Annotated in this window: 13 protein-coding genes; 2 read left to right on the top strand and 11 right to left on the bottom strand. The window is 69.6% G+C overall.

Annotated features, from left to right (window positions below; genetic code table 11):
- Positions 1–98 precede the first annotated feature (98 nt).
- The 6 genes from ASD28_RS05990 to pcaH form a co-directional block, all read right to left on the bottom strand.
- On the bottom strand, positions 99–2375 hold the full coding sequence (locus ASD28_RS05990) for an ATP-binding protein (protein WP_056125341.1): 2277 nt from the start codon (positions 2373–2375) through the stop codon (positions 99–101).
- Positions 2372–4660, bottom strand: a complete 2289-nt coding sequence (locus ASD28_RS05995; RefSeq protein ID WP_056125343.1) for an ATP-binding protein — start codon at positions 4658–4660, stop codon at positions 2372–2374. Before ASD28_RS05995 ends, ASD28_RS05990 begins: the two co-directional genes overlap by 4 nt.
- A gap of 79 nt (positions 4661–4739) precedes the next feature.
- Entirely contained in the window at positions 4740–6002 is a 1263-nt protein-coding gene (pcaD, locus tag ASD28_RS06000) for a 3-oxoadipate enol-lactonase (RefSeq protein WP_056125345.1), read from the bottom strand.
- On the bottom strand, positions 5999–7360 hold the full coding sequence (pcaB, locus tag ASD28_RS06005; protein ID WP_056125347.1) for a 3-carboxy-cis,cis-muconate cycloisomerase: 1362 nt from the start codon (positions 7358–7360) through the stop codon (positions 5999–6001). Before pcaB ends, pcaD begins: the two co-directional genes overlap by 4 nt.
- Before the next feature lie 323 nt (positions 7361–7683).
- Positions 7684–8202 (bottom strand): hypothetical protein, encoded by a 519-nt coding sequence (locus ASD28_RS06010; RefSeq protein WP_056125349.1) that lies wholly within the window; start codon positions 8200–8202, stop codon positions 7684–7686.
- An 11-nt stretch (positions 8203–8213) separates the two neighbouring features.
- Positions 8214–8906, bottom strand: a complete 693-nt coding sequence (gene pcaH, locus ASD28_RS06015) for a protocatechuate 3,4-dioxygenase subunit beta (RefSeq protein WP_056125351.1) — start codon at positions 8904–8906, stop codon at positions 8214–8216.
- A gap of 142 nt (positions 8907–9048) precedes the next feature.
- Between pcaH and ASD28_RS06020 the strand changes: the two genes are divergently transcribed.
- A complete protein-coding gene (locus ASD28_RS06020) occupies positions 9049–9813 on the top strand; it encodes an IclR family transcriptional regulator C-terminal domain-containing protein (protein WP_056125353.1) in 765 nt (254 codons plus the stop codon).
- Here ASD28_RS06020 and ASD28_RS06025 read toward each other — a convergent pair.
- Positions 9810–10670: a helix-turn-helix domain-containing protein gene (locus tag ASD28_RS06025; protein WP_056125354.1), complete on the bottom strand. Its 861-nt coding sequence runs from the start codon at positions 10668–10670 to the stop codon at positions 9810–9812. The two genes, ASD28_RS06020 and ASD28_RS06025, sit on opposite strands and share 4 nt — an antisense overlap.
- Before the next feature lie 99 nt (positions 10671–10769).
- Here ASD28_RS06025 and ASD28_RS06030 point away from each other — a divergent pair, with 99 nt between their 5' ends.
- Positions 10770–11936, top strand: a complete 1167-nt coding sequence (locus ASD28_RS06030) for a 4-hydroxybenzoate 3-monooxygenase (protein WP_056125356.1) — start codon at positions 10770–10772, stop codon at positions 11934–11936.
- A 13-nt stretch (positions 11937–11949) separates the two neighbouring features.
- Here ASD28_RS06030 and ASD28_RS06035 read toward each other — a convergent pair whose 3' ends face one another.
- The 4 genes from ASD28_RS06035 to ASD28_RS06050 are packed head-to-tail and all read right to left on the bottom strand — an operon-like array spanning position 11950 to position 19867.
- Positions 11950–14655 carry a glycoside hydrolase family 2 TIM barrel-domain containing protein gene (locus tag ASD28_RS06035; protein WP_056125631.1) on the bottom strand — a complete coding sequence of 902 codons (2706 nt, stop codon included), beginning with the start codon at positions 14653–14655 and terminating at the stop codon, positions 11950–11952.
- Between the two features lie 8 nt (positions 14656–14663).
- Positions 14664–15620: an alpha/beta hydrolase gene (locus ASD28_RS06040; protein ID WP_056125358.1), complete on the bottom strand. Its 957-nt coding sequence runs from the start codon at positions 15618–15620 to the stop codon at positions 14664–14666.
- 21 nt (positions 15621–15641) lie between these two features.
- Complete coding sequence (locus ASD28_RS06045; protein ID WP_056125360.1) at positions 15642–16523, bottom strand: nucleoside hydrolase; 882 nt, start codon at positions 16521–16523, stop codon at positions 15642–15644.
- Positions 16520–19867, bottom strand: a complete 3348-nt coding sequence (locus ASD28_RS06050; RefSeq protein ID WP_056125361.1) for a glycosyl hydrolase — start codon at positions 19865–19867, stop codon at positions 16520–16522. The genes ASD28_RS06045 and ASD28_RS06050 overlap by 4 nt, the downstream gene beginning before the upstream one ends.
- Between the last annotated feature and the right edge of the window lie 7 nt (positions 19868–19874).

Here is a 19874-nt window from a genome sequence, read left to right on the forward strand (position 1 = left end):
GCAAGGTGGAGCATCTGTCTGGCTGGCCGGTCGCGAGGATATACGAGCCTGCCCCGGAGGAGGGGGAGTGGTGCCGCGTTCATGGGGCCACTGCAGCCCTAGACCGACCGGTCGTCCAGCACTTTCTCGGAATTGTTCCGGAAGCGCGCCACGAAGGCGACCAGTTGCTTCGAATGGTAGCCCTGCGCCAGCGTGTCCAGCCGGTTCGCGAACGGCGCATAGGCCGGGTCGAGCCCGCGCAGGTAGGCGGCCCGCTCGCGGATCTCGCGCATGCTGCCGATCTGCGCCAGCTGCCACAGCGCTTCGATCTCGTCGGCCGGCGGGACGGTCATCGCGGCTTCATCGCCGCCCTCGGGTGTCGGCTGCCCGGTGGTCCACTCCAGGGCCAGCAGCCTGCCGATCGTGCGCAGCAGGAGGTCGTGGTCGACCGGCTTGGCGAGAAAGGCGCTGGCACCGGCGTCGCGGCTCTTGCGTTCGTCATCCTGGCTGGCGCTCGCGGTCACCGCAACGATCGGGACGTCGCTCCAGCCCGGCATGTGGCGTATCTGTCGCGTCGTCTCGTTACCGTCCATCACCGGCATCATGACGTCCATCAGGATCAGGTCCGGCTTGAAGCTGTCGAGCAGGACCAGGCATTCGAGTCCGTTTGTGGCGGCGGCGACGATGAAGCCGGTCTCATGCAGCAGGTCCAGCAGCATCGCGCGGTTCTGGGGCACGTCGTCGACGACCAGCAACCGCTTGCGCTCGCCTTCGTAGGCTTTCGGGGTCTCGTGCGGTGCCACGAGCACCGGCGCGGCGGCGGCGACCGGCACGTCGATCTCGAACGAGAACGTGCTCCCCTTGCCGGGTTCGCTGACCACGTCGATATGGCCGCCCATGAGCTGCACCAGTTGCTGGCTGATGGCCAGGCCCAGGCCCGTGCCACCCTCGCGCCGCTGGGCCGTCGCCACCTGTTCGAACGGCTGGAAGATGCGCGCCAGCTGTTGGGTGCCCATGCCGATGCCGGTGTCGGCCACTTCGAAGCGCAGCCGCGCGCTGTCCGGCGCGGCAGCCGGCGCAGCCGGCAGCACCCGCAGCGCGACCCTGCCGCTGTCGGTGAACTTCACCGCATTGCCCAGCAAATTGAGCAGCACCTGGCGCAGGCGCGTCTCGTCGACCGTCACTGCGGCCGGGAGGCCGGGGGCAAGCTCACAGCTGAACGCGAGGCCTTTCTCCTCGGCCTTGACGCGCATGATGTTGGCCAGCACCTGGACAAACGTGTCGAGATGGACGGGGCCCGGGTGCAGCACCATCTTGCCGGCTTCGACCCGCGCGAGGTCGAGGATGTCGTTGATCAGCGTGAGGAGATGCTGGCCGCTCTCGCGGATGGTCGCCAGGCCGGCCGACTGGCGTTCGGTGAGGTCGTGGCAATCGCGTCCCAGCAGCTGGGCGTAGCCGATGATGGCGTTGAGCGGGGTGCGCAATTCGTGGCTCATCTGCGCGAGGAACTGGCTGCGCTGGCGCGCCAGCGCGACGGCCTCCGCCAGCGCCGTCTCGCGCGCGGCCGCGGCTTCCTTGCGTTCGCGGTCGATGGCGGCCAGCTGTTCGAGGCGCGTCCTGCTGGCCTGCATGCCGGACCGGAAGTGCAGCAGGCCGAGCGACAGCCCGAGCATGCCGCAGCCTGTCCATGCGGCCATCAGCCAGCCGAGCAGCGTCGTCCTGGCGATCCATTTTCCGCGAAATTCGATCCTGCGGACTTCGACCGTGATGGCGTGGCCCGCGGCGCTGGCGTCGTCCGCCTGCAGTTCCACGGTCGTCACGTGGTCGAGGCGGACATAGCTCTTCGATAACGGGATCCGGCGCGCGAAGTGCCACCAGTCGGCGGTGCGCAAGGCATGCAGCGGGATCGTGACTTCGGACTGGGCCGGAATATCGATCAGCGCTTCATTGAAGCGCTGCGCATCCCACTGGCCCGGCACGTAGAACTCCGGTTCGAAATTCAGCAGGTGAAGCTTGACGACATGGCGGCCGGGGCCCGTATAGCGCACGTCGAGCGTGACCGTGTCGAACCCGGACATGTCGATGCCCTGGCCCGGGTCGCCCAGCCGGAACCGGATGGCGCAATTCGGATACCTTGCCGCCTTCCCCATCTGGCAACTCAGGATGTAGGCATCCTGCGTGACGGCCAGCGCCGCGACCGAATTGCCCGGCGCCGGGTTCCCGCGCGGCAGGACGCGGTCGTCGGTCACTGCGGCGTCATACGGATGCCGCGGGGAGATCTCGAGGGTGCGCGTCATGCCATAGTGCTGCCAGGCCAGCAGGACCGGGGTCGCCAGCACCAGGAGGATGACCAGGGCGTAACCGATCCTGGTCGCGCGGGAGAGCCATTGGATCATGTTCGCATCGATTGGAAATCGTCCTGCCGGCGGGCCGCGTCCCCGGTCCGGAAGCGCGCCACGAAGGCCGCCAGCTGCTTCGAATGGTAGCCCTGCGCCAGCGTGTCCAGGCGGTTCGCGAACGGCGCATAGGCAGGATCGAGCCCGCGCAGGTAGGCGGCCCGCGCGCGGATCTCGCGCATGCTGCCGATCTGCGCCAGCTGCCACAGCGCCTCGATCTCGTCGGCCGGCGGGACGGCCAGCGCGGCGTCGTCGCCGCCCTCGGACGTCGGCTCTCCGGTGATCCACTGCAGCGCCAGCAGCCTGCCGATGGTGCGCAGCAGGAGGTCGTGGTCGACCGGCTTGGCGATCAAGGCGTCGGCACCGGCGTCGCGGCTCTTGCGTTCGTCGTCCGGACTGGCGCTGGCCGTCACCGCGATGATCGGGACGTTGCCCCAGCCCGGCATGTGACGGATCTGCCGCGTAGTCTCGTTCCCGTCCATCACCGGCATCATGACGTCCATCAGGATCAGGTCGGGCCTGAAGCTGTCGAGCAGGACCAGGCATTCTAGCCCGTTCGTCGCCGCGGCGACGTTGAAACCGGTCTCCTGCAACAGGTCCTGCAGCATCGCGCGGTTCTGCGGCACGTCGTCCACGATCAGCAACCGCTTGCGCTCGCCCTCGTAGCCGACCACGGTGTCGTGCGGCGCCACGACCGCCGGCGCGGCGGCGGCCACCGGCACGTCGATCTCGAACGAGAACGTGCTGCCCTTGCCGGGCGCGCTGACCACGTCGATATGACCGCCCATGAGCTGCACCAGTTGCTGGCTGATGGCCAGGCCCAGGCCCGTGCCGCCTTCGCGCCGCTGCGCGGCCGCCACCTGTTCGAACGGCTGGAAGATGCGTCCGAGCTGTTGCGTATCCATGCCGATGCCGCTGTCGGCCACTTCGAAGCGCAGCCGCGCGCTGTCCGGCGCGCCGGCCGATGCGGCCGGCAGCACCCGCAGCGAGACCTTGCCGGTATCGGTGAATTTCACCGCATTGCCCAGCAGGTTGAGCAGCACCTGGCGCAACCGCGTCTCGTCGATCGTCACCGCGGCCGGCAGGCCGGGGGCGAGCTCGTAGCTGAATCCCAGGCCTTTCTCTTCCGCCTTGACCCGCATGATGTTCGCCAGCACTTGCAGGAACGTCTCGAGATGGACGGCGGCCGGGTGCAGCACCATCTTGCCGGCTTCGACCCGCGCGAGGTCGAGGATGTCGTTGATCAGCGTGAGCAGATGCTGGCCGCTCTCGTGGATCGTGGCCAGGCCCGAGGCCAGCCGTTCGGACAGGTGGTCGCGGTCGCGTCCCAGCAGGTCGGCATAGCCGATGATGGCATTGAGCGGCGTGCGCAATTCGTGGCTCATCTGCGCGAGGAACTGGCTGCGCTGGCGCGCCAGCGCGACGGCCTCGGCCAGCGCCGTCTCACGGGCCGCTTCGGCTTCCTTGCGCTCGCGGTCGATGGCGGCCAGTTGCTCCACGCGTGTCTTGTTGGCCTGCAGGCCGGACCGGTAGTGCAGCAGACCCAGCGACAGGCCGATGACGCCGCACACGATCCACACGAACACCAGCCAACTCATCAGCGTGGCCCGCGAGATCCATTTGCCGCGGAACTCGATCTTCCTCAGCTCGACCGTGACGACTTGTCCCGTGTCGTTATAGTTGTCCGTCGCCAATTCCACGGTCGTCACGTGGTCGAGGCGGACATAGCTTTTCGACAGCGGGATCCGGCGCGAGAAATGCCACCAGTCGGCGGTGCGCACGGCATGCATCGGCGCGGTGAATTCGGCCTGGGCGGGTACGTTGATCAGCAACTCGTTGAATCGCTGCGAATTCCAGTCCTCCAGCGTCGAAAATTCCGGTTCGAAATTCATCAGGTGGAGCTTGAGGACGTGCCAGCCGCGGCCCGTATAGCGCAGGTCGAACGCGATCGTGTCGTAGCCGGACATGTCGATGCCCTTGACCGGGTCGCCCATCTGGAATTGCAGCTTGCAGTACGGGTAGGTCGCGGCGGCGCCCAGGTAGCAGCGCATGATGAACGCATCCTTCGTGACGGTCAGCGACGCGACCGAATTGCCGTTCGCGCTGTTGCCGCGCGTGTTGTCGCGGTCGTCGGTCACCCTGGCGCCATGCGGATGCTGCGGGGAGATCTCGAGGGTGCGCGTCATCCCGAAATGCTGCCAGGCCAGCAGGATGGCTGTTGCCACCACCAGGAGAATGACCAGGACGTAACCGATCCTGGTCGAACGGGAGAGCCATTGCGTCATGTGCGTACCGATTGGGAATCGGACGGGAATGACTCAGTATAGTGCGACGTTATATCTTTGCAACATGTTCGTTGCGCCATTACAAACTGTCGACGAACGCCGTGACGGCAGCGATGAACGTGTCCGGCTGTTCGATGGCACCCAGGTGCGATGCCTCGGCCAGCACCTGCAGGCGCGCACCGGGGATGCCGTCCGCGAGCGTGCGCGCCATGTCGACGGGCGTGCCCTGGTCCAGTTCACCGGCCAGCACGAGCGTCGGCACGGCGATTTGTCCGAGGCGCGCCGTTGTGTCGACGCCGCCCACGGCCGCGCAGCAGCCGGCATAGCCCTGGGCATCCGTCGTGACGAGGCGCTCGCGGAACCTTGCAACCGTTGCGGGATGGGCCGCGCGGTAGCCTTCATGGAAATACCGGCCCATCACGGCGTCTGCGATGGCCTCGATGCCTTGTTCCTGCACGGTCGCGATGCGCTGGCGCCAGACGTCGCGCGCCGCGTCCGGATAGCCCGACGTCGTATGCGCCAGCACGAGCGCGCCGACGAGCGCCGGGTGGCGCAGCGCCAGCTCCTGGCCCACCATGCCGCCCATCGACAGGCCGATCCACACGACCGGGCCGGTGTCCAGTTCACGCAGCAGGCGCGCCGCATCGTCCGCCAGGTCGGCCATCGCGTACGGACCCGCCGGCGCATCGGAACCGCCGTGGCCGCGGTGGTCGTAGGCGATCACGCGGCAGTCGGCGGCCAGCTGGTTGGCCAGCGCGTCCCACATCGTCAGGTCGCAACCGAGCGCGTGGCTCAGCACGACCGTGTGGCGGGGGCGCTTGCCGTTGCGCGGTGCGCGCACGCTGTAGTGCAGGGCGGGGAGACTCGCCGTGCGGCCTTCGCGGCCCACGCCGGGATGCGTGCTGGCGAGCGGCGACGCGGGCTCCAGCGTATAGCCGATCTGCGGACCGACGTCGCGCAGGATCGCCGCCGCATGGGCGAACGCCGTGTTCGCGGCGGGCACGCCGGCATAGATCGCCGACTGCATCAGCACTTCCTTCAACTCGTCGGGCGTCAACCGGCTGTCGGCATCGCCCAGCAGCGCCGCGCGCACGTGCAGCTCGTATTCTTCCCAGCGGCCGAGCGCGATGGTGATGGCGAGGACGATCGTGCGGCGCGTCTTGCGCGGCAGGCCGGGACGGTCCCAGATGTCGTGCCACGCATAGCGGGTGATGAAATTCTGGAAGTCGGCGGTGAAGGTGTTGGCGTTCGCGAGCGAACGCTCGACCCAGGCGTCGCCGAGGACGGCGCGGCGCTGGTCCAGGCCGCGCAGCAGGTCGTGGTCGAGGGGATCGAAGCTCATGCTATGTCTTTCTTGAGTGCGGCCAGGCGTGCGCGAGCGAGGCGTTGGGCAGGTTCGGTGGCGGCCACCGGGTCGAAGAGGGCGCCGAGCTCATTGGTATCGAGTGAGCCGAGCGTCGGATCGGCGGCGATGGCGTCGCGTGCCACGTCGCGCAGGTGACGTCCAACCGCGACGGCCGTCTGCGTCATCTTCTCGACGGCTGCGTGCGCGGCGGGACGGCCGATGGCGCCCGCGACCCAGATCGACAGCGCTTCGGCCGCGACGAGGCCGTGCAATGCGTCGATGTTGGCGCGCATGCGGGCCGTGTCGACCGTGAGGCCGGCAAAGGCATCGTTCAATGCGCGCAGCGCGCCGTGGGCGGACAGGAACAGCGTGGGCCACTCGGCCAGTTCCGCCTGCCAGTTGCCGAGGCCGCGCTCGTGCTGCTGGCCCATGGCGGCAAGCAGCGTCGCGGCATGCTGCGGCGTGCGCGTAGCGGCGGCCAACGCGATCATCGACGACACGGGGTTGCGCTTGTGCGGCATCGCCGACGAGCCGCCGCGCCCGCCGCCCGACGGTTCCGCGAGTTCTCCCACTTCCCCCTGCGCCATCAGCGCGAGGTCGGCCGCGATCTTGCCGAGGCTGCCCGTCAGCAGCGCGACCTCCAGCCCGAGCCGTACCCATTCGTCGCGCTGCGTGTGCCACGTCGCCGCCGGCGTCTTCAGGTCCAGCGCCTGCGCCATGCGGTGCGCGACGGCGGGGCCGCGTTCTCCCATCACGGCCAGCGTGCCGACGGCGCCGCCCAGCTGCAGCTGCAGGGCGTCGCCTGCCGCCGCGCGCAGGCGTGCGCGGGCGCGCACGAGCGGCGCGAGCCAGCCCGCGACCTTGAAGCCGAAGCCCGTCACCTGCGCGGGCTGCAGCAGCGTGCGCGCCAGCACGGGCGTGGCCAGATGCGATTCGCCCAGCGCCAGCAGGCGGCGGCACAGCGCGGCGAGATCGGCGTCGAGCAGGCGCAGCGCGGTGTGCGTGACGAGCACCATCGCGGTGTCCTGCACGTCCTGGCTCGTGCTGCCCCAGTGGACAAGGCTTGCCGCCTCCTGGTCCGTCTCGGCCACCAGGCGCGTGAGTTCCTTCACGAGCGGCACGGCCAGCGTGCCGGAGCGGCGGCCGGCCGTGACGAGGGCAGGGATGTCGAAGCGGTCCGCGCGGCACGCAGCCGCGATGGCTTGCGCGGCGTGGCGGGGCAGCAGGCCTTCGTCGGCCTGCGCGGCGGCCAGCGCCGCTTCGAAGTCGAGCATGGCCTGGATGAGGGCGGCGTCGTCGAACGCGGCGATCATGTCCGGGGTGCTCAGCAGGGTGTCAAAAAGTGATAAGGCCATCGGTCTCCTCGTTTTGGCCAGATAAGACAGCACGTCGTCCCCGCGAAGGCGGGGACCCAGTTTGCAGGCTTCACGACAACGTATGCAAACTTGGGTCCCGGCCTCCGCCGGGAGTCGTTCCCGGCAGTGCCCACTAGTGTCCGGAATATTGTTTTCAAAAACCGTCAGAAATAGCATCGTCATTCCCGCGCAAGCGGGAATCCATACTGGGTATGCTAACTACGTTCTTCATTTCCACCTCGTTGGCTACAAAGAGTCGACTTCGAGCAGTCAGCATGGGTTCCCGCTTTCGCGGGAACGACGGTTATGGGGCAGCGGATTCGTCAAGCGTAGTCGAAGAACACCGTCTCTTTGTCGGTCTGCATCCAGATATCCCACCGGTACGTGCCGTCGGCGTCCTTGCGCGCGATGAGCGTGTCGCGCCGGTCGGCCGGCACCTGCGCCAGGATAGCCGATGCCGCCAGCGTCGCATCGTCCTCGAGGAACACGGCCGTGAACTGGTGCTTCGTGAGTCCGCGCGCGAACACGGTCACGTACGCGACCGGTTCGCCGGCCGGACGCGGCGGGACCGACAGGCGCAGGCTGAATTCGCCCGCCTTGCCCGTCGGCGTGCGGCGGAAGCCCGGGATTTCCTGGGCGCTTTCCGCGGCCGCCGCCGCCGGCAGCCACGCTTCGATCTGGGCGTCGTCGATCGGGTTGCCGTCGCCGTCGTACAGGACGCCGTGCAGCACGATGGTCGGCGCGCTCGTCTCCAGGCGCCCGGCGGCGCAGAAGTCCACCGCCCATTGCCAGCCTTCGTGCGAGAACGGGCCGATGGTCTGCGAGGTCGTGATCTTGCTCATTATGATTCCTTTCAGAGTCCGAACGGCGTGGCGCCGCGGCCGCGCAGGACGATGTCGAATTCGTAGCCCAGCATCTCGTCGCCCACCGTGTGGTCGAGCGAGAAGCGCGAGACCAGGCGCTGGCGCGCCGCTTCGTCAGGGATGCTGTTGAAGATCGGGTCGTACGGGAACAGCGGGTCGTTCGGAAAGTACATCTGCGTGACGAGGCGCTGGGCGTACACGTTCCCGAACAGCGAGAAGTGGATGTGCGCAGGGCGCCATGCCTTGTCGTGGTTCTTCCACGGGTACGGACCGGGTTTGATCGAGACGAACCGGTAGCGGCCGTCGTCGTCCGTCATCATCTTGCCGAAGCCGAAAAAGTTCGGGTCGAGCGGCGCGTCGTGGTTGTCGCGCTGGTGCCAGTAGCGGCCGGCCGAATTGGCCTGCCACACTTCGATCAGCGAATTGCGCACCGGCTTGCCGTCCTCGTCGACGACGCGGCCCGTCACGACGATCTTTTCGCCCAGCGGGGCGCCTTGGCCGCGGCGCGTCAGGTCGGTGTCGTGCGGAAGCAGGATGCGCGGGGCAGGGTCGATGTTGCGGCTGGTGGCGACCGGCGCATCGATGCGCAGCGCCGGCTGCAGCGGGCCGCGCTTGACGGTCGATTTATAGGCGGGATGGATGAGCTCCGGCCACACGCCGGGTTGCACGTCGTCGAATTTCACGGTGTCTCCTGATGTCGGAAGGTTGTGCGAGCCGATCCATCGTAGAAAATCGGCCACTTCCCGACAAGACGGCCATGTCGCCCGACTTCCGCTATTCGCACGCTTTGTGCGATACTCGCACAAATCCTTGAATTTCTATACGATGGACCAGGAACCCGCCAAACGCGACATGGTCGCGGGCCTCGACAAGGGGCTGCAAGTCATCGAGGCGTTCGACCAGGAGCGCTCGCGCCTGACGATCGCCGAGGTGGCCGAACGCACGGGCCTCACGCGCGCGGCCGCGCGGCGCTATCTGCTCACGCTGACCGCGCTGGGCTATATGCGGCACGAGAACAAGCAGTTCACGCTGACGCCCAAGATCCTGCGCCTCGGCCAGTCGTACCTGCATTCGGCGCGGCTGCCGCGCATCGCGCAACCGCTGCTGTACCGGCTCGCGTACGCGCTGGGCGAGGCGGCGTCCGTCGGCGTCCTGGACCACGACGACCTCGTGTGCGTGGCCGCCGTCAGCGCGGGCCAGCTGATTTCCGCGACCTTGCAGCCGGGCACGCGCGTGCCGGCGTACTGCACGGCGAACGGGCGCATGCTGCTCGCGAGCCTGCCGCCGGAGGCGTCCGACCGTTTCCTCGCGCGCGCGACGCCGGAGCCCATCACGTCGCACACGATCGTCGACCGCGCGCGACTCGGCGAGGAGATCGCGCGGGCCCGCGAGCGGGGCTATGCCGTCGTCGACCAGGAACTGGAACTGGGCCTGCGCACGATCGCGGTGCCCGTCCGGAACTTCCGCGGCGACGTGGTGGCCGCGATGAACATCAGCGTGCACGCGGCCCGCATGAGCGTGGAGCAGATGGTCGAGCGCTGCCTGCCGGCCCTCATCCAATACCAGGTCGAGCTCAACGCCTTGCTCTAGCCGGCGCGCCGTGCGCGGTATGCCTTCGGCGTCATCCCCGCGTGGCGCTTGAAGGCGCGGCTGAAGTACGCGGGGTCCTGGAAGCCCAGTTCATAGGCGATGCTGGCCACGCTCGACGGCGCGTAGGTCAGCTTGCGGCAGGCTTCCAGCATCAGCCGGTCCTGCACGATGTCGAACGCCGATTTCCCCGCCAGCTTCAGGCACAGGCGGTTCAGGCGGACGGTCGTCACGCGCAACCGGTCGGCGTAGTGCGCGACGGGCGCGCCGTCCTTGTAGTGCTGCTCGACGGCCGCGCGGAATGCGGCGAACAGGCGGAACTCGCCGTGGCCGGACATGCTCGCGGCGCTCTGTTCCGCATGCTTGCGCGCCAGCAGCAACAGCACGCTGCGCGCCAGCCATTCCAGCATCAGCGCATTGCCCTGCTGCGGCCACGCCGCCTCTTCGACCATGTTGCGCAGCAGCGCCTCGATGCGAGCGCGCGGCTGGCGCGCCAGCGCGAGCGACAGCGGCTCGACGAACAGCGGCGCGAACAACTCGCCGTGGTGGTCGGGCGTGGCGAACAGCACGTTCTGGTCCACCGTCAGCACATAGCCCTGCGCCCCTTCCGCGAAGTCGAAACCATGCACGACGGACGGGTGCACGGTGATCGCAACCGGCCCTTTGCGTTCCCACACCGCTTCGTCGATCGCGGCGCGCACGCTTCCCTTCAGTAGAAAAAGTACCTGGAACAGGCCGGGGTGCGTATGGCGCGCGATGTGCCAGTCGTGCAGGCGGCTGCGCGTCTCGATCAGTTCGACGTGTACGGCTTCCGCCGGGGTCTGCTCGCCGTACAGGGCGAAGCGGGGAAAAGTGGCCATGTCAAAAAAGTACAAGGATTCGCTAACTTCATCCATTCTAAACGCGGCCGCGCGCCACTAGCATGGACGTCGACAAGAATTTTTAACAAGGAGACGAATATGCGTACCCAGGTCGCCATCATCGGCGCCGGCCCGGCCGGACTGTTGCTGTCCCATCTGCTGCACCTGCAGGGCATCGAATCGGTCGTGCTCGAAACCCGTACCCGCGACGAGATCGAATCGACGATCCGCGCCGGCGTGCTGGAGCAGGGCACGATGGACATCCTCAACGAGACGGGCGTCGGCGCCCGCATGCGCGCGGAGGGCGCGCTGCACCACGGCTTCGAACTCGCGTTCGACGGCCGTCGCCACCGTATCGACCTGACGGAACTGACGGGGAAGGCGATCACCGTCTACGCCCAGCACGAAGTGATCAAGGACCTCGTCGCGGCCCGCCTCGACGCCGGCGCGCGGATGCTGTTCGGCGTGCGCGACGTGGCGCTGCACGGCGTCGACACGGACCGCCCGCACGTCACGTTCACGCGCGACGGCGCGGAAGAACGCATCGACGCCGACTTCATCGCCGGCTGCGACGGCTTCCACGGCGTGACGCGTCCCGCGCTGCCGCAGGAGGGCCGCAACGATTACCAGCGCGTGTACCCGTTCGGCTGGTTCGGCATCCTCGTCGAGGCGCCGCCGTCGGCCCCGGAACTGATCTATGCGCGCCACGAACGGGGCTTCGCCCTCGTCAGCACGCGCTCGCCGACGGTCCAGCGCATGTACTTCCAGTGCGACCCGAAGGACAACGTCGACAACTGGTCGGACGACCGCATCTGGGCCGAGCTGCATGCGCGCCTGGAAAACCGCGACGGCTGGCAGGTCACGGAAGGGAAGATCTTCCAGAAGAATATCGTCGCGATGCGCAGCTTCGTCTCGACGCCGATGCAGTCGGGCCGGTTGTTCCTGGCCGGCGACGCCGCCCACATCGTGCCGCCGACGGGCGCCAAGGGCATGAACCTCGCGGTGTCCGACGTGCGCCTGCTGGCGGCCGGCCTGGACGCGTTCTACCGCCGGGGCAGCGCCGAACTGCTGGACCGCTACACCGACGACGCGCTGAAACGCATCTGGCGCGCCGAGTACTTCTCGTGGTGGATGACGAGCATGCTGCACACGTTCGCGGATGCGTCGCCGTTCCAGCGCGAGGTGCAGCGCGCGGAGCTCGAAAACGTCGTGAGCTCGCGCGCGCTGTCGACGGCGCTGGCGGAGAACTACGTCGGGGCGTTCTGACGGCCGCGTACGTTCACAGGCGCTCGATCGCGAGGTTCGACAGCACGGCCTCGCCGGCCGCCGGCACGAAGTCGAGCCGCAGGCTGCCGTCCGTCACCTCGACGTCGAACGCGCGCTCGATCGCCGTCGCGGGGGCGCCCGCCGCCGCCACGATGTCCAGGTCGGCGATCCGCGTCGTGCCGCCGGCGTCCACGCGGAATCGTCGCGCGCCCGGCTGCGCCTCGCGGTCCGGCTCGAGGAAACCCAGCCGGACGCGGTAGCGGCCATCCGGCAGCGGAATGCGGTAGCCGAACGTGCCATGCCGTACCGCCGCCCACAGCGCGGCATCGCGCGCATCGGCGACGTTCGCGACCCGTACGCCGAAGCGGGGGCCGTAGGGCGAATCGAGTTCCAGCGGCGTTCCCTGGCCGCCCGTGAAAAAGTTGTCCGATCCGTAACGATGGCCGGACGCCGACACGAGCCCGGTGGCGATCTGGCCCGCCGCCAGGTAGACGTTGCGCGCATTGTCCGGCGCCAGCGTCCACTGCACCGTGTCGACGACGGTGGCGCCGCCGTGCATGCCGCGGGCTTCCAGCCGGTTGGTCCCTTCGTCCAGCGTGACGTGCGCGAACACGCAGGTGCGCTGCGGGCAGTCGGCCGCGGCGCGCGTACCGATCGCGCGGCCGTTCAGCAGCAGATGGACGGTAGCCGCATTCGAATAGACGCGCACGTCGGTCGTGCGGTAGGCGCGCTCCGTATAGCGGCGCCCCGTGATGTACGTGACGGGCGCGGAGCTCCAGTTGGCCTTGTAGAACCAGAACGGGTCCTTGCGCGTCGCGCGGTCGAAGGTGACGAGGCCTTTCGTGTTGGTGCCGCCGATGTCGCCTTCGTGGCGGGTGCCGGAGCCGAAATCGAACATCGACCAGACGAACGTGCCCCACAGGTAGTCGCGCCTGGCCAGCGCCGCGTAGATCTGCTCGTGCACATGGCTCGCGTAGCCCTCCGGCTGCCAGACGACGCGGGTGCGGCCGTGCATGTCCATGCTGCCCACCAGGCCGCCGAGCGGGTTGTCGGTCTGGTGCGACAGGGCCGCGCCGGCGCCGTATTCGGACACGCCGAGGGGCTGCGCCGGATACTTCGCGTGGAAACGGTCGAGCGCCGCGCCGAACGCAGCGCCGCCGCCGGGGTAGTACCACAGGTGGTAGCGGTTCACGGCCCAGATGTCGGTGATGCCGCCGGTCGGCAGCACCGGGAACATCGGGCCGACGATCGGATAATCCTCGTTGAAGTCCGCGAGCGTCGTCGGGCGGCCCGGGTCCTCCTGCTTCGCCAGCGCGTGCAGGCGGCGCAGGACCGGCGTCACGGTGTCGGCGCCGCGGCACGTGCCGCCCATCGCGACTTCGTTGGCGATCGACCACATGGCGATGCCGGGGTGGTTGTACTGCTGGCGCACCATCTCGCGCAGTTGCTCGTCGAGATTGTCGAGGAAGGCCGGCGGGATGGGTGCGCCCGCCTTGCAGTCCGCCGGCGTCAGGCTGCGTTCGACGAAGGGCAGCTCCGACCACACGACGAGACCGAGCCGGTCGGCCTCGTCGTAGGCGTGGGCGGCATGCGGGTAGTGGGCCAGCCGGACGGCATTCGCGCCCATCTCGCGCACAAGGGCCAGGGACGCGTCGATCTCGCGCGGTCCGATGGCCCAGGCCTTGTCCTGCCAGTCCTGGTGCAGGTTCACGCCGTGCAGGCGCAGCGGGCGGCCGTTCAGGAACAGGCCGGCCTGCGCGTCGAAGCGGTATTGGCGGATGCCGAACGGCTGTTCGACCCGGTCGAGCAGGCGGCCGGCGCGATCGACCAGGTCTACGCGCAGGCGGTACAGGTAGGGATCGTCCACGCCCTGCCACACATGGGGGCGGGCGACGTCCAGGGCCAGCTCGGCGCGGGCGCGCGCTGCGGCGGGCACCGTCCGGCGTGCCGCCGCCACGGTCCGGCCGGCCGTGTCGACCAGGGCAGCGCGCAGTGTCAGGCCGGTGCGCTGCGTTCGGTCGTCCTCGACGTCGGCGCGCACGCGCAGCCGTGCGCGGGCTGGCGAGAGCGTGATCGTGTCGGCATACACGCCGCCGGCGCCGTGGTCGCCCAGCGCGAGGTGCGCGCGCGCAGGCGTTTCGATCAGGGACACGCCGCGGTACAGGCCCCCCGCCATGTTGAAGTCGCCGCCCAGCGGCGCGACGGCAGTCGGATCGTCGCCGTGCAGCGGCGTGCTGTTGTCGACCTTGACCAGCAGGACGTTGCGTCCGGCGGCGAGCTTGCCGGTGACGTCGAAGCGGAACGCCGTGAACGCGCCCCGGTGGCGGCCGAGGTAGCTGCCGTTCAGCCACACGTCGGCAACGATGCTCGCGCCGTCGAATTGCAGCCAGGCGTTCGCGGGTGCGGTGTGCCGTTCGAATGCGAGGCGATACCAACCGCGCCCGCGCTTGTAGGGCTTGCTGTCCGGGCCGGTCTGCGCCGTACTCGCGGCGTCGGACCGATTCCACGTGTGCGGCAGGACGACGGATGTCCAGCCGGTGCCGTCCGCGGCGACGGCGGCCGCGTCGGTCAGCGCATCGTCCTGCACGAATTTCCAGCGCTCGGTCAACGGCGTCGTGCGGCGGGCGGCGTCGCCGGCGGCCGCGCCGCTCGCTCCGCCCTCGCAGGCCAGCAGGGCGGCCAGCGCGATAGCGCGGACCGCAACAGGAAGGCGAAGCATCGCGGTCTTCATTGCGGCACCAGCTTCGACGCCTGCATCCACTGGACGAAATGCTCGATCCAGTGGTCCGACGTCGTGCCCATGCGGCGCATGCCGAAGCCGTGGTCCCCGGCCGCGTACACGTGCAGCTCGGCGGATTTGCCGGCCGCGCGCCAGTCCTCGAAGATCGGGATGCTGGCCTGGCCGCGCAGGCCGTCGTCTGCCGCGACCGCGAGAAATACGGGCGGTGCATCGCCGGGTACCGGGCGCTTCGAAGCACTGCCGTAGATCACGCCGATGAAATCGGGACGGCTGGCGGCATCGTAGGCGGTGGCGACGTCCATTGTCACGCGGCCGCCGGCCGAAAAACCGACCATGCCGATACGCTTCGTATCGATCCCGTAGTCGGCCGCATGCGCGCGCACCCAGCGCAGCGCGGCGAGCCCGTCGTCCTGCGCCTGCGCCACGGCCGGCGTATCGATGGCGCTGTCCTTGCCATGTTGCGCGATGCCGCCGAAGCGTTTCGCGACGACCTGCATGAAAGCGGCTGGATCCTGCGGCGTCGGGTCGAGCCGGTATGCCAGCACGAAGCAGGTGACGCCGCGTTCCGCAAGCCGGCGCGCCACGAGCAGGCCTTCGTTGTCGAACGACAGGCTGAGGAAGGCCCCGCCGGGCGCGATCACCAGCGCCGTACCGTTGGCCTGGCCGGGCGGCGGCAGCACCGGATACAGTGCCGGCTGCGTCACGTTGCGCAGGGTCGTCTGGCCGAACATGGTCTCCCACATGTCGGTCGCGCGCGAGCCGGCGGCGGACAGGGAAATCGGCGGGATGGACGGGGCGGGGGCCGGCCGCGGCGGATTGGCTTGCGCCATGCGCACGAAGTCGTCGAGGCCGGACTTGCGGGGCGTGTCCTGTGCGTGCGCGCCCGCGGCGAGCAGCATGAGGGCGGCCGCGCAGAGCTGGCGGATAGGGATGGAACGGTGCATGTCGTCTCCTTGTCGTTGTCGTCAGGCGCGTCTTGCGTGCGCGCGCAGCAGGGCGGTGAAATCGGCGAAGTTGAGTTGCGGGTCGAGCGAATGCGCCATGCGGATCTCGCGGCCCCCGACCGTGCGCGTGATGAAGGGCGTCGCGGCGGGATCGAACGCCGTCGCGGTAACGAGGGGACTGTCGCCGAACGTCAGCGTGCCGCCGAGGCGCACGAACGGCGGCAGGTGGCGGTACTGGTCGACGAGCCAGCGCGCGAGCGGCGACAGCGGCGCGACCTCGGCATTCAGGGTCGCGACCGACACCTGGAAGCGCCGGTATTCCTCGGCGGGGATCTGCAGGAGCGGAATCCGTGTTTCCTCGAGCACGAAGCGGGCCGCGGCGACGTCGGTCGCCAGGTTGTATTCGGCGCCGTCGTCCCCGGCAGCCGTCCCGCCGATCCACACGAGACGCATGCGTGCCGCGATCGCCGGCTGCAGGCGCAGCGCGGCCGCCACGTTCGTCAGCGGACCGCCGCACGCGAGGACGAGCGGCAGCGGATCGTCGCGCAGGGCCGCGTCGACGATCGCCTGCGCGGCGCCGTCCGCCACGACCGGCGGACGCTGGCCGGGCCCGGCCAGCCGCAGCAGCGCGCGTGCGCGCCGCGCCCCGTCCTGTGCCGTGCCCTCCGGATCGAGACCGGCCATGCGCGCCAGCCTGGGGTCCAGCGCGGACGCCGTCACGAGCACGGTGCGCGTCGCCGGTGCCAGCAACTGGTGCGCCAGGGCGACGAGGCCGTCGGGATCGCCGGCGAAGTCGTTGTCGACGATGACGCGGGCCAGAGGACGCTGGACGATGCCCGGCCGGCCCAGGGCCTGCGCGAGCGGCAGGGCCGCGAGGCAGCCCAGCAGGTGGCGCCGCTTCATTGGCGCACCTTCAGCGTGACGGGCCCGATCAGGCCGGACGGCCGCAGCGGCGCGTCGGCCTTGTACGTGGGCGCGGCCGTGAACGTGACCTTCGTGGCGCCCGGCTGGGCGTCGCCGATCAGGCGGTTCACCCACAGGTTGGCGACCCGCACCTCCACCGTGTTGGCGCCGGCGACGACGAGCGAACCCACGTCGACCTCGTACGGCGGCTTCCACGCGATGCCCGCGGGCTTGCCGTTGACGAGGACTTCGGCCACGTCGCCGACCCGGCCCAGGTCGAGCTTCATCGGCGTGCCCGGCGTCACGCCTGGCGGCAGCGTGAAGGTGTGCGTATAGACCGACGTCCCCGAGAAGTACCTGACTTGCGGATCGGCGCTGGCGGCGAGCGACCCGGTCGTGCCGTGCGTGACCGCGGCCGGTGCCGCGAGGCCGTCGAAGCGGATCGCCCAGTCCCCGGCCAGCGTGGCGGCCTCGGACCACGACGGCGTCTTGACGGTGACGGCCGGCGCGGCGGCCGGCCGGCGGAACACGACGAACACGGCATCGTTCGCGCCCAGCGCCAGCGGCACGACGGTCGCGCCCTGGTCCGTACGATAACTCGCGGGTTCGGTACGGCCCGTGTCCGCATGCCAGAATTCGGCCGCCTTGCCGCGCACGTTGAAGCGGGCTTCCGTGTTCACGGCCTTGCCGGAACGGTTGGTGACGAAGTACACGTCGCCGTCGGCCAGCTTGCGGTGGACGAACAGCAGCGGCGTATCGGTGCTCTGGACGCTGAAGTCCGGCTTCCGGCCGGCCTGCGCCAGCGCGGCTTCCACGTCGCGGCCGGCCACCACGCGGCCCTTGCCGACGCGGGTGACGGGCGCGCCGCTCCACATCTGCCTGACGAGCGACGCGAACGCGGCCGGATCGTCGGCCAGGCCGGGCGTGGCGACGGGCGCGGTGCCCACGATCGTCGCCCCCTGCGCCGCCAGCGCGTGCAGCCGGCGCAAGGTGGCGACGGTCATGCGCGCGCTCGACCCGCCCAGGTACAGCACGCGGTAGCGCGCGCCGCTGGCCGACACGAGGTCGCCGTCCTTCACCGACAGCCGCTGCAGCAGGGCGTCCGCGTTGACGAAGTCGTAGGCGTAGCGGCGCGGTGCGTCCGCCGGCTGGCCGTGCCTGTACAGGGCGACGAGCGGTGCTTCCTCGCCGTAGAAATAGGCGACGTCGGCGTAGAAACGGCCCTGCTGCAGCATCCAGCTGCTGCGCGCCATGTAGTCGACCCATGGCCGCGCCATGCCGGCCCACGTCTCGTTGCGGTTGAAATACTGGCCGAAGATGGCCAGCGACAGGCCGGGCTTCCGGTCGTCGTCCAGCGGCTGGTGCACCGACGTGTGGATGACCGGGAGGTTCACGCCGCTGGCGAATTCCATGTCGATCATCGGGCGCAGGTCGCTCGGCGCGAACGCCCACGGCGCCATCGCGCTCGTCATGGATTCCGCGGCGACGAGGTTCTGGCCATAGATGTGCGACACCGAGGCGGCGCCGCGCATGTCGGCGATCGCGGTCGGGTTCGGGCCGAACTCGGGGCGGTACGTCCACATCGCGGCCATCGGGACGTTCGCGTGGCTGCGCATCGCCATGTCGTCGCCCAGCGTGACGCGCGCGCTTTCCAGCGCTTCGCCGTACACCTTCAGGCCGTGTTCGCGCGCGACGGCGGCCACCGTGCCATAGTGTTCGCCGGCCATCAGGTCGGCGAGGGTGCGGCGCCAGTCGTACAGGAAGGCGTCGGTGCGGGCACGGGTGCCGATGACGACGCCCGTCAGCGCCGGCAGCCACGGGCGCGCGTCGTAGCCGCGCAGGCGCCGGAACTGTTCCAGCAGGCGCGGCGTCCAGTTCGACGACCCGACTTCGATCGAGTCCGTCACGATGGCGCGCACGCCATGCGCGCCGACGAGGTCCTTGCCGGCCGCCTGTTCGTACTTTGCCAGATAGGTGTCCAGGTAGCGTCGCACCGCGTCGCCGTCGTACTTGTCGACCTCGAGGCCCGTCGCTTCCTTCGTGGCCGGGTGGTTTTCCGTTCCCGTGAGCGACCACGCGAGGCGCACGATCTTCCAGGTGCCGGGCGGCGGCGTCCAGTCCAGCGTGCCGTCGGCGCGCACCTTGCCGGTGAGGTCGACGATGGCGGCCGGGTCGACGCCGGCCTCGCGCGGGTCGAGACCCGCATCCAGCGCGAAATAGTCGTCGGCGGTCGCGAAGCCGGCCTTGGCCTCGAACTGGCTGACCTTCGGCTCGCCCGACAGGACCAGTTGCGCGAGGCGCAGTCCCTTGGCCTGGCCGATTGCACCGAACGGCCCCGTGTCGGCGCCCGCCACGGGCATGAACTGGGGGTTCGGCACGGGCGGCTTCGCGCTGACCACGACGCGGAAACGGGCCGCCGTCAGCGGGGCGAAGCCCGCGCTGGCGGGCACCCCGGCCAGCGCGAGGTCCGCGACCTTGCGCCAGCGCGTCCCGTCCGCGCTCGCTTCCAGCACGGCCTGGTACGCCGAGCCCTCGAACATCGACCCCGCGCCCGGCGCGAAGATCGTGGCCGAGCGGATGGTCTGCGGTGCCGGATAGTCCAGCGTGACGATGACCGGGCGGTCGGCCGTGGGCGCCGCGAGTTCGGCCGCAGCCTCTTCGGTCGCCGCCGCCAGCTTGCGCGCGTCGAGGGCCAGGTCGCCGGCGCGGATGGCGGGGGGCGGGAGTGCGGCTGCGTCGACCGGATACGCGTAGACGGCGATGTCGCCGCCCGTGCGCGCGAGCGCCTCGGGGCTCGGCCGCTGGCCCATGATGTCCGGCTGGACGAACAGATCCTGGAACGGTCCCGTCGTGCGCGGCGCGGCGGGCAGGGGCGCCGCCAGCGGCTTGCCGCCGTCGACGGTGGTCTCGCTCCACACCAGCTTCTTCATGCCGTCCTCGGGCCGTACCCACGGGCCGCCCGTCTCGCTCCAGCCGGGCGACGCGGCGATGCCGAATTCCAGGCCGTGGCGTTCCGCCTCCTGCGCGGCGAAGCGGAACGCGTCCGCCCATTCGGGACTCATGTACGGCAGGCGCTTCGGCACCAGTTGGGGCGTCATCATCTCGGCGTCGAAATTCTGCAGGCCGCCGAGGCCCGACTTTGCCATCCAGTCGATGTCCTTCGCGATGCCGTCCTTGGTGATGTTCCCGTTCAGCCAGTGCCACCACACGCGGGGGCGGGCGCTTTGCGGGGGATTGTCGAAGCCGGATGCGACCGGGTCGGCGGCCGCCCATGCGGGTGCGGACAGGCAGGCGAGGGCGGCGGCGGCGGCAATCAGGCGCAGGGGTTGAATGTGTGCGGACATGGCGTGG

Source organism: Massilia sp. Root133 (genome assembly GCF_001426525.1).
GTDB lineage: Bacteria > Pseudomonadota > Gammaproteobacteria > Burkholderiales > Burkholderiaceae_D > Telluria > Telluria orientalis.

Bases quoted from the DNA above. Each gene is read 5' to 3' on its own strand.
- ASD28_RS06020 (WP_056125353.1), top strand. From the start codon at position 9,049: ATGGACCAGGAACCCGCCAAACGCGACATGGTCGCGGGCCTCGACAAG.
- pcaD (WP_056125345.1), bottom strand. From the start codon at position 6,002: ATGAGCTTCGATCCCCTCGACCACGACCTGCTGCGCGGCCTGGACCAG.
- ASD28_RS06035 (WP_056125631.1), bottom strand. From the start codon at position 14,655: ATGCTTCGCCTTCCTGTTGCGGTCCGCGCTATCGCGCTGGCCGCCCTG.
- ASD28_RS06045 (WP_056125360.1), bottom strand. From the start codon at position 16,523: ATGAAGCGGCGCCACCTGCTGGGCTGCCTCGCGGCCCTGCCGCTCGCG.
- ASD28_RS06030 (WP_056125356.1), top strand. From the start codon at position 10,770: ATGCGTACCCAGGTCGCCATCATCGGCGCCGGCCCGGCCGGACTGTTG.
- ASD28_RS05990 (WP_056125341.1), bottom strand. From the start codon at position 2,375: ATGATCCAATGGCTCTCCCGCGCGACCAGGATCGGTTACGCCCTGGTC.
- ASD28_RS06025 (WP_056125354.1), bottom strand. From the start codon at position 10,670: ATGGCCACTTTTCCCCGCTTCGCCCTGTACGGCGAGCAGACCCCGGCG.
- ASD28_RS05995 (WP_056125343.1), bottom strand. From the start codon at position 4,660: ATGACGCAATGGCTCTCCCGTTCGACCAGGATCGGTTACGTCCTGGTC.
- ASD28_RS06040 (WP_056125358.1), bottom strand. From the start codon at position 15,620: ATGCACCGTTCCATCCCTATCCGCCAGCTCTGCGCGGCCGCCCTCATG.
- pcaB (WP_056125347.1), bottom strand. From the start codon at position 7,360: ATGGCCTTATCACTTTTTGACACCCTGCTGAGCACCCCGGACATGATC.
- ASD28_RS06010 (WP_056125349.1), bottom strand. From the start codon at position 8,202: ATGAGCAAGATCACGACCTCGCAGACCATCGGCCCGTTCTCGCACGAA.
- ASD28_RS06050 (WP_056125361.1), bottom strand. From the start codon at position 19,867: ATGTCCGCACACATTCAACCCCTGCGCCTGATTGCCGCCGCCGCCGCC.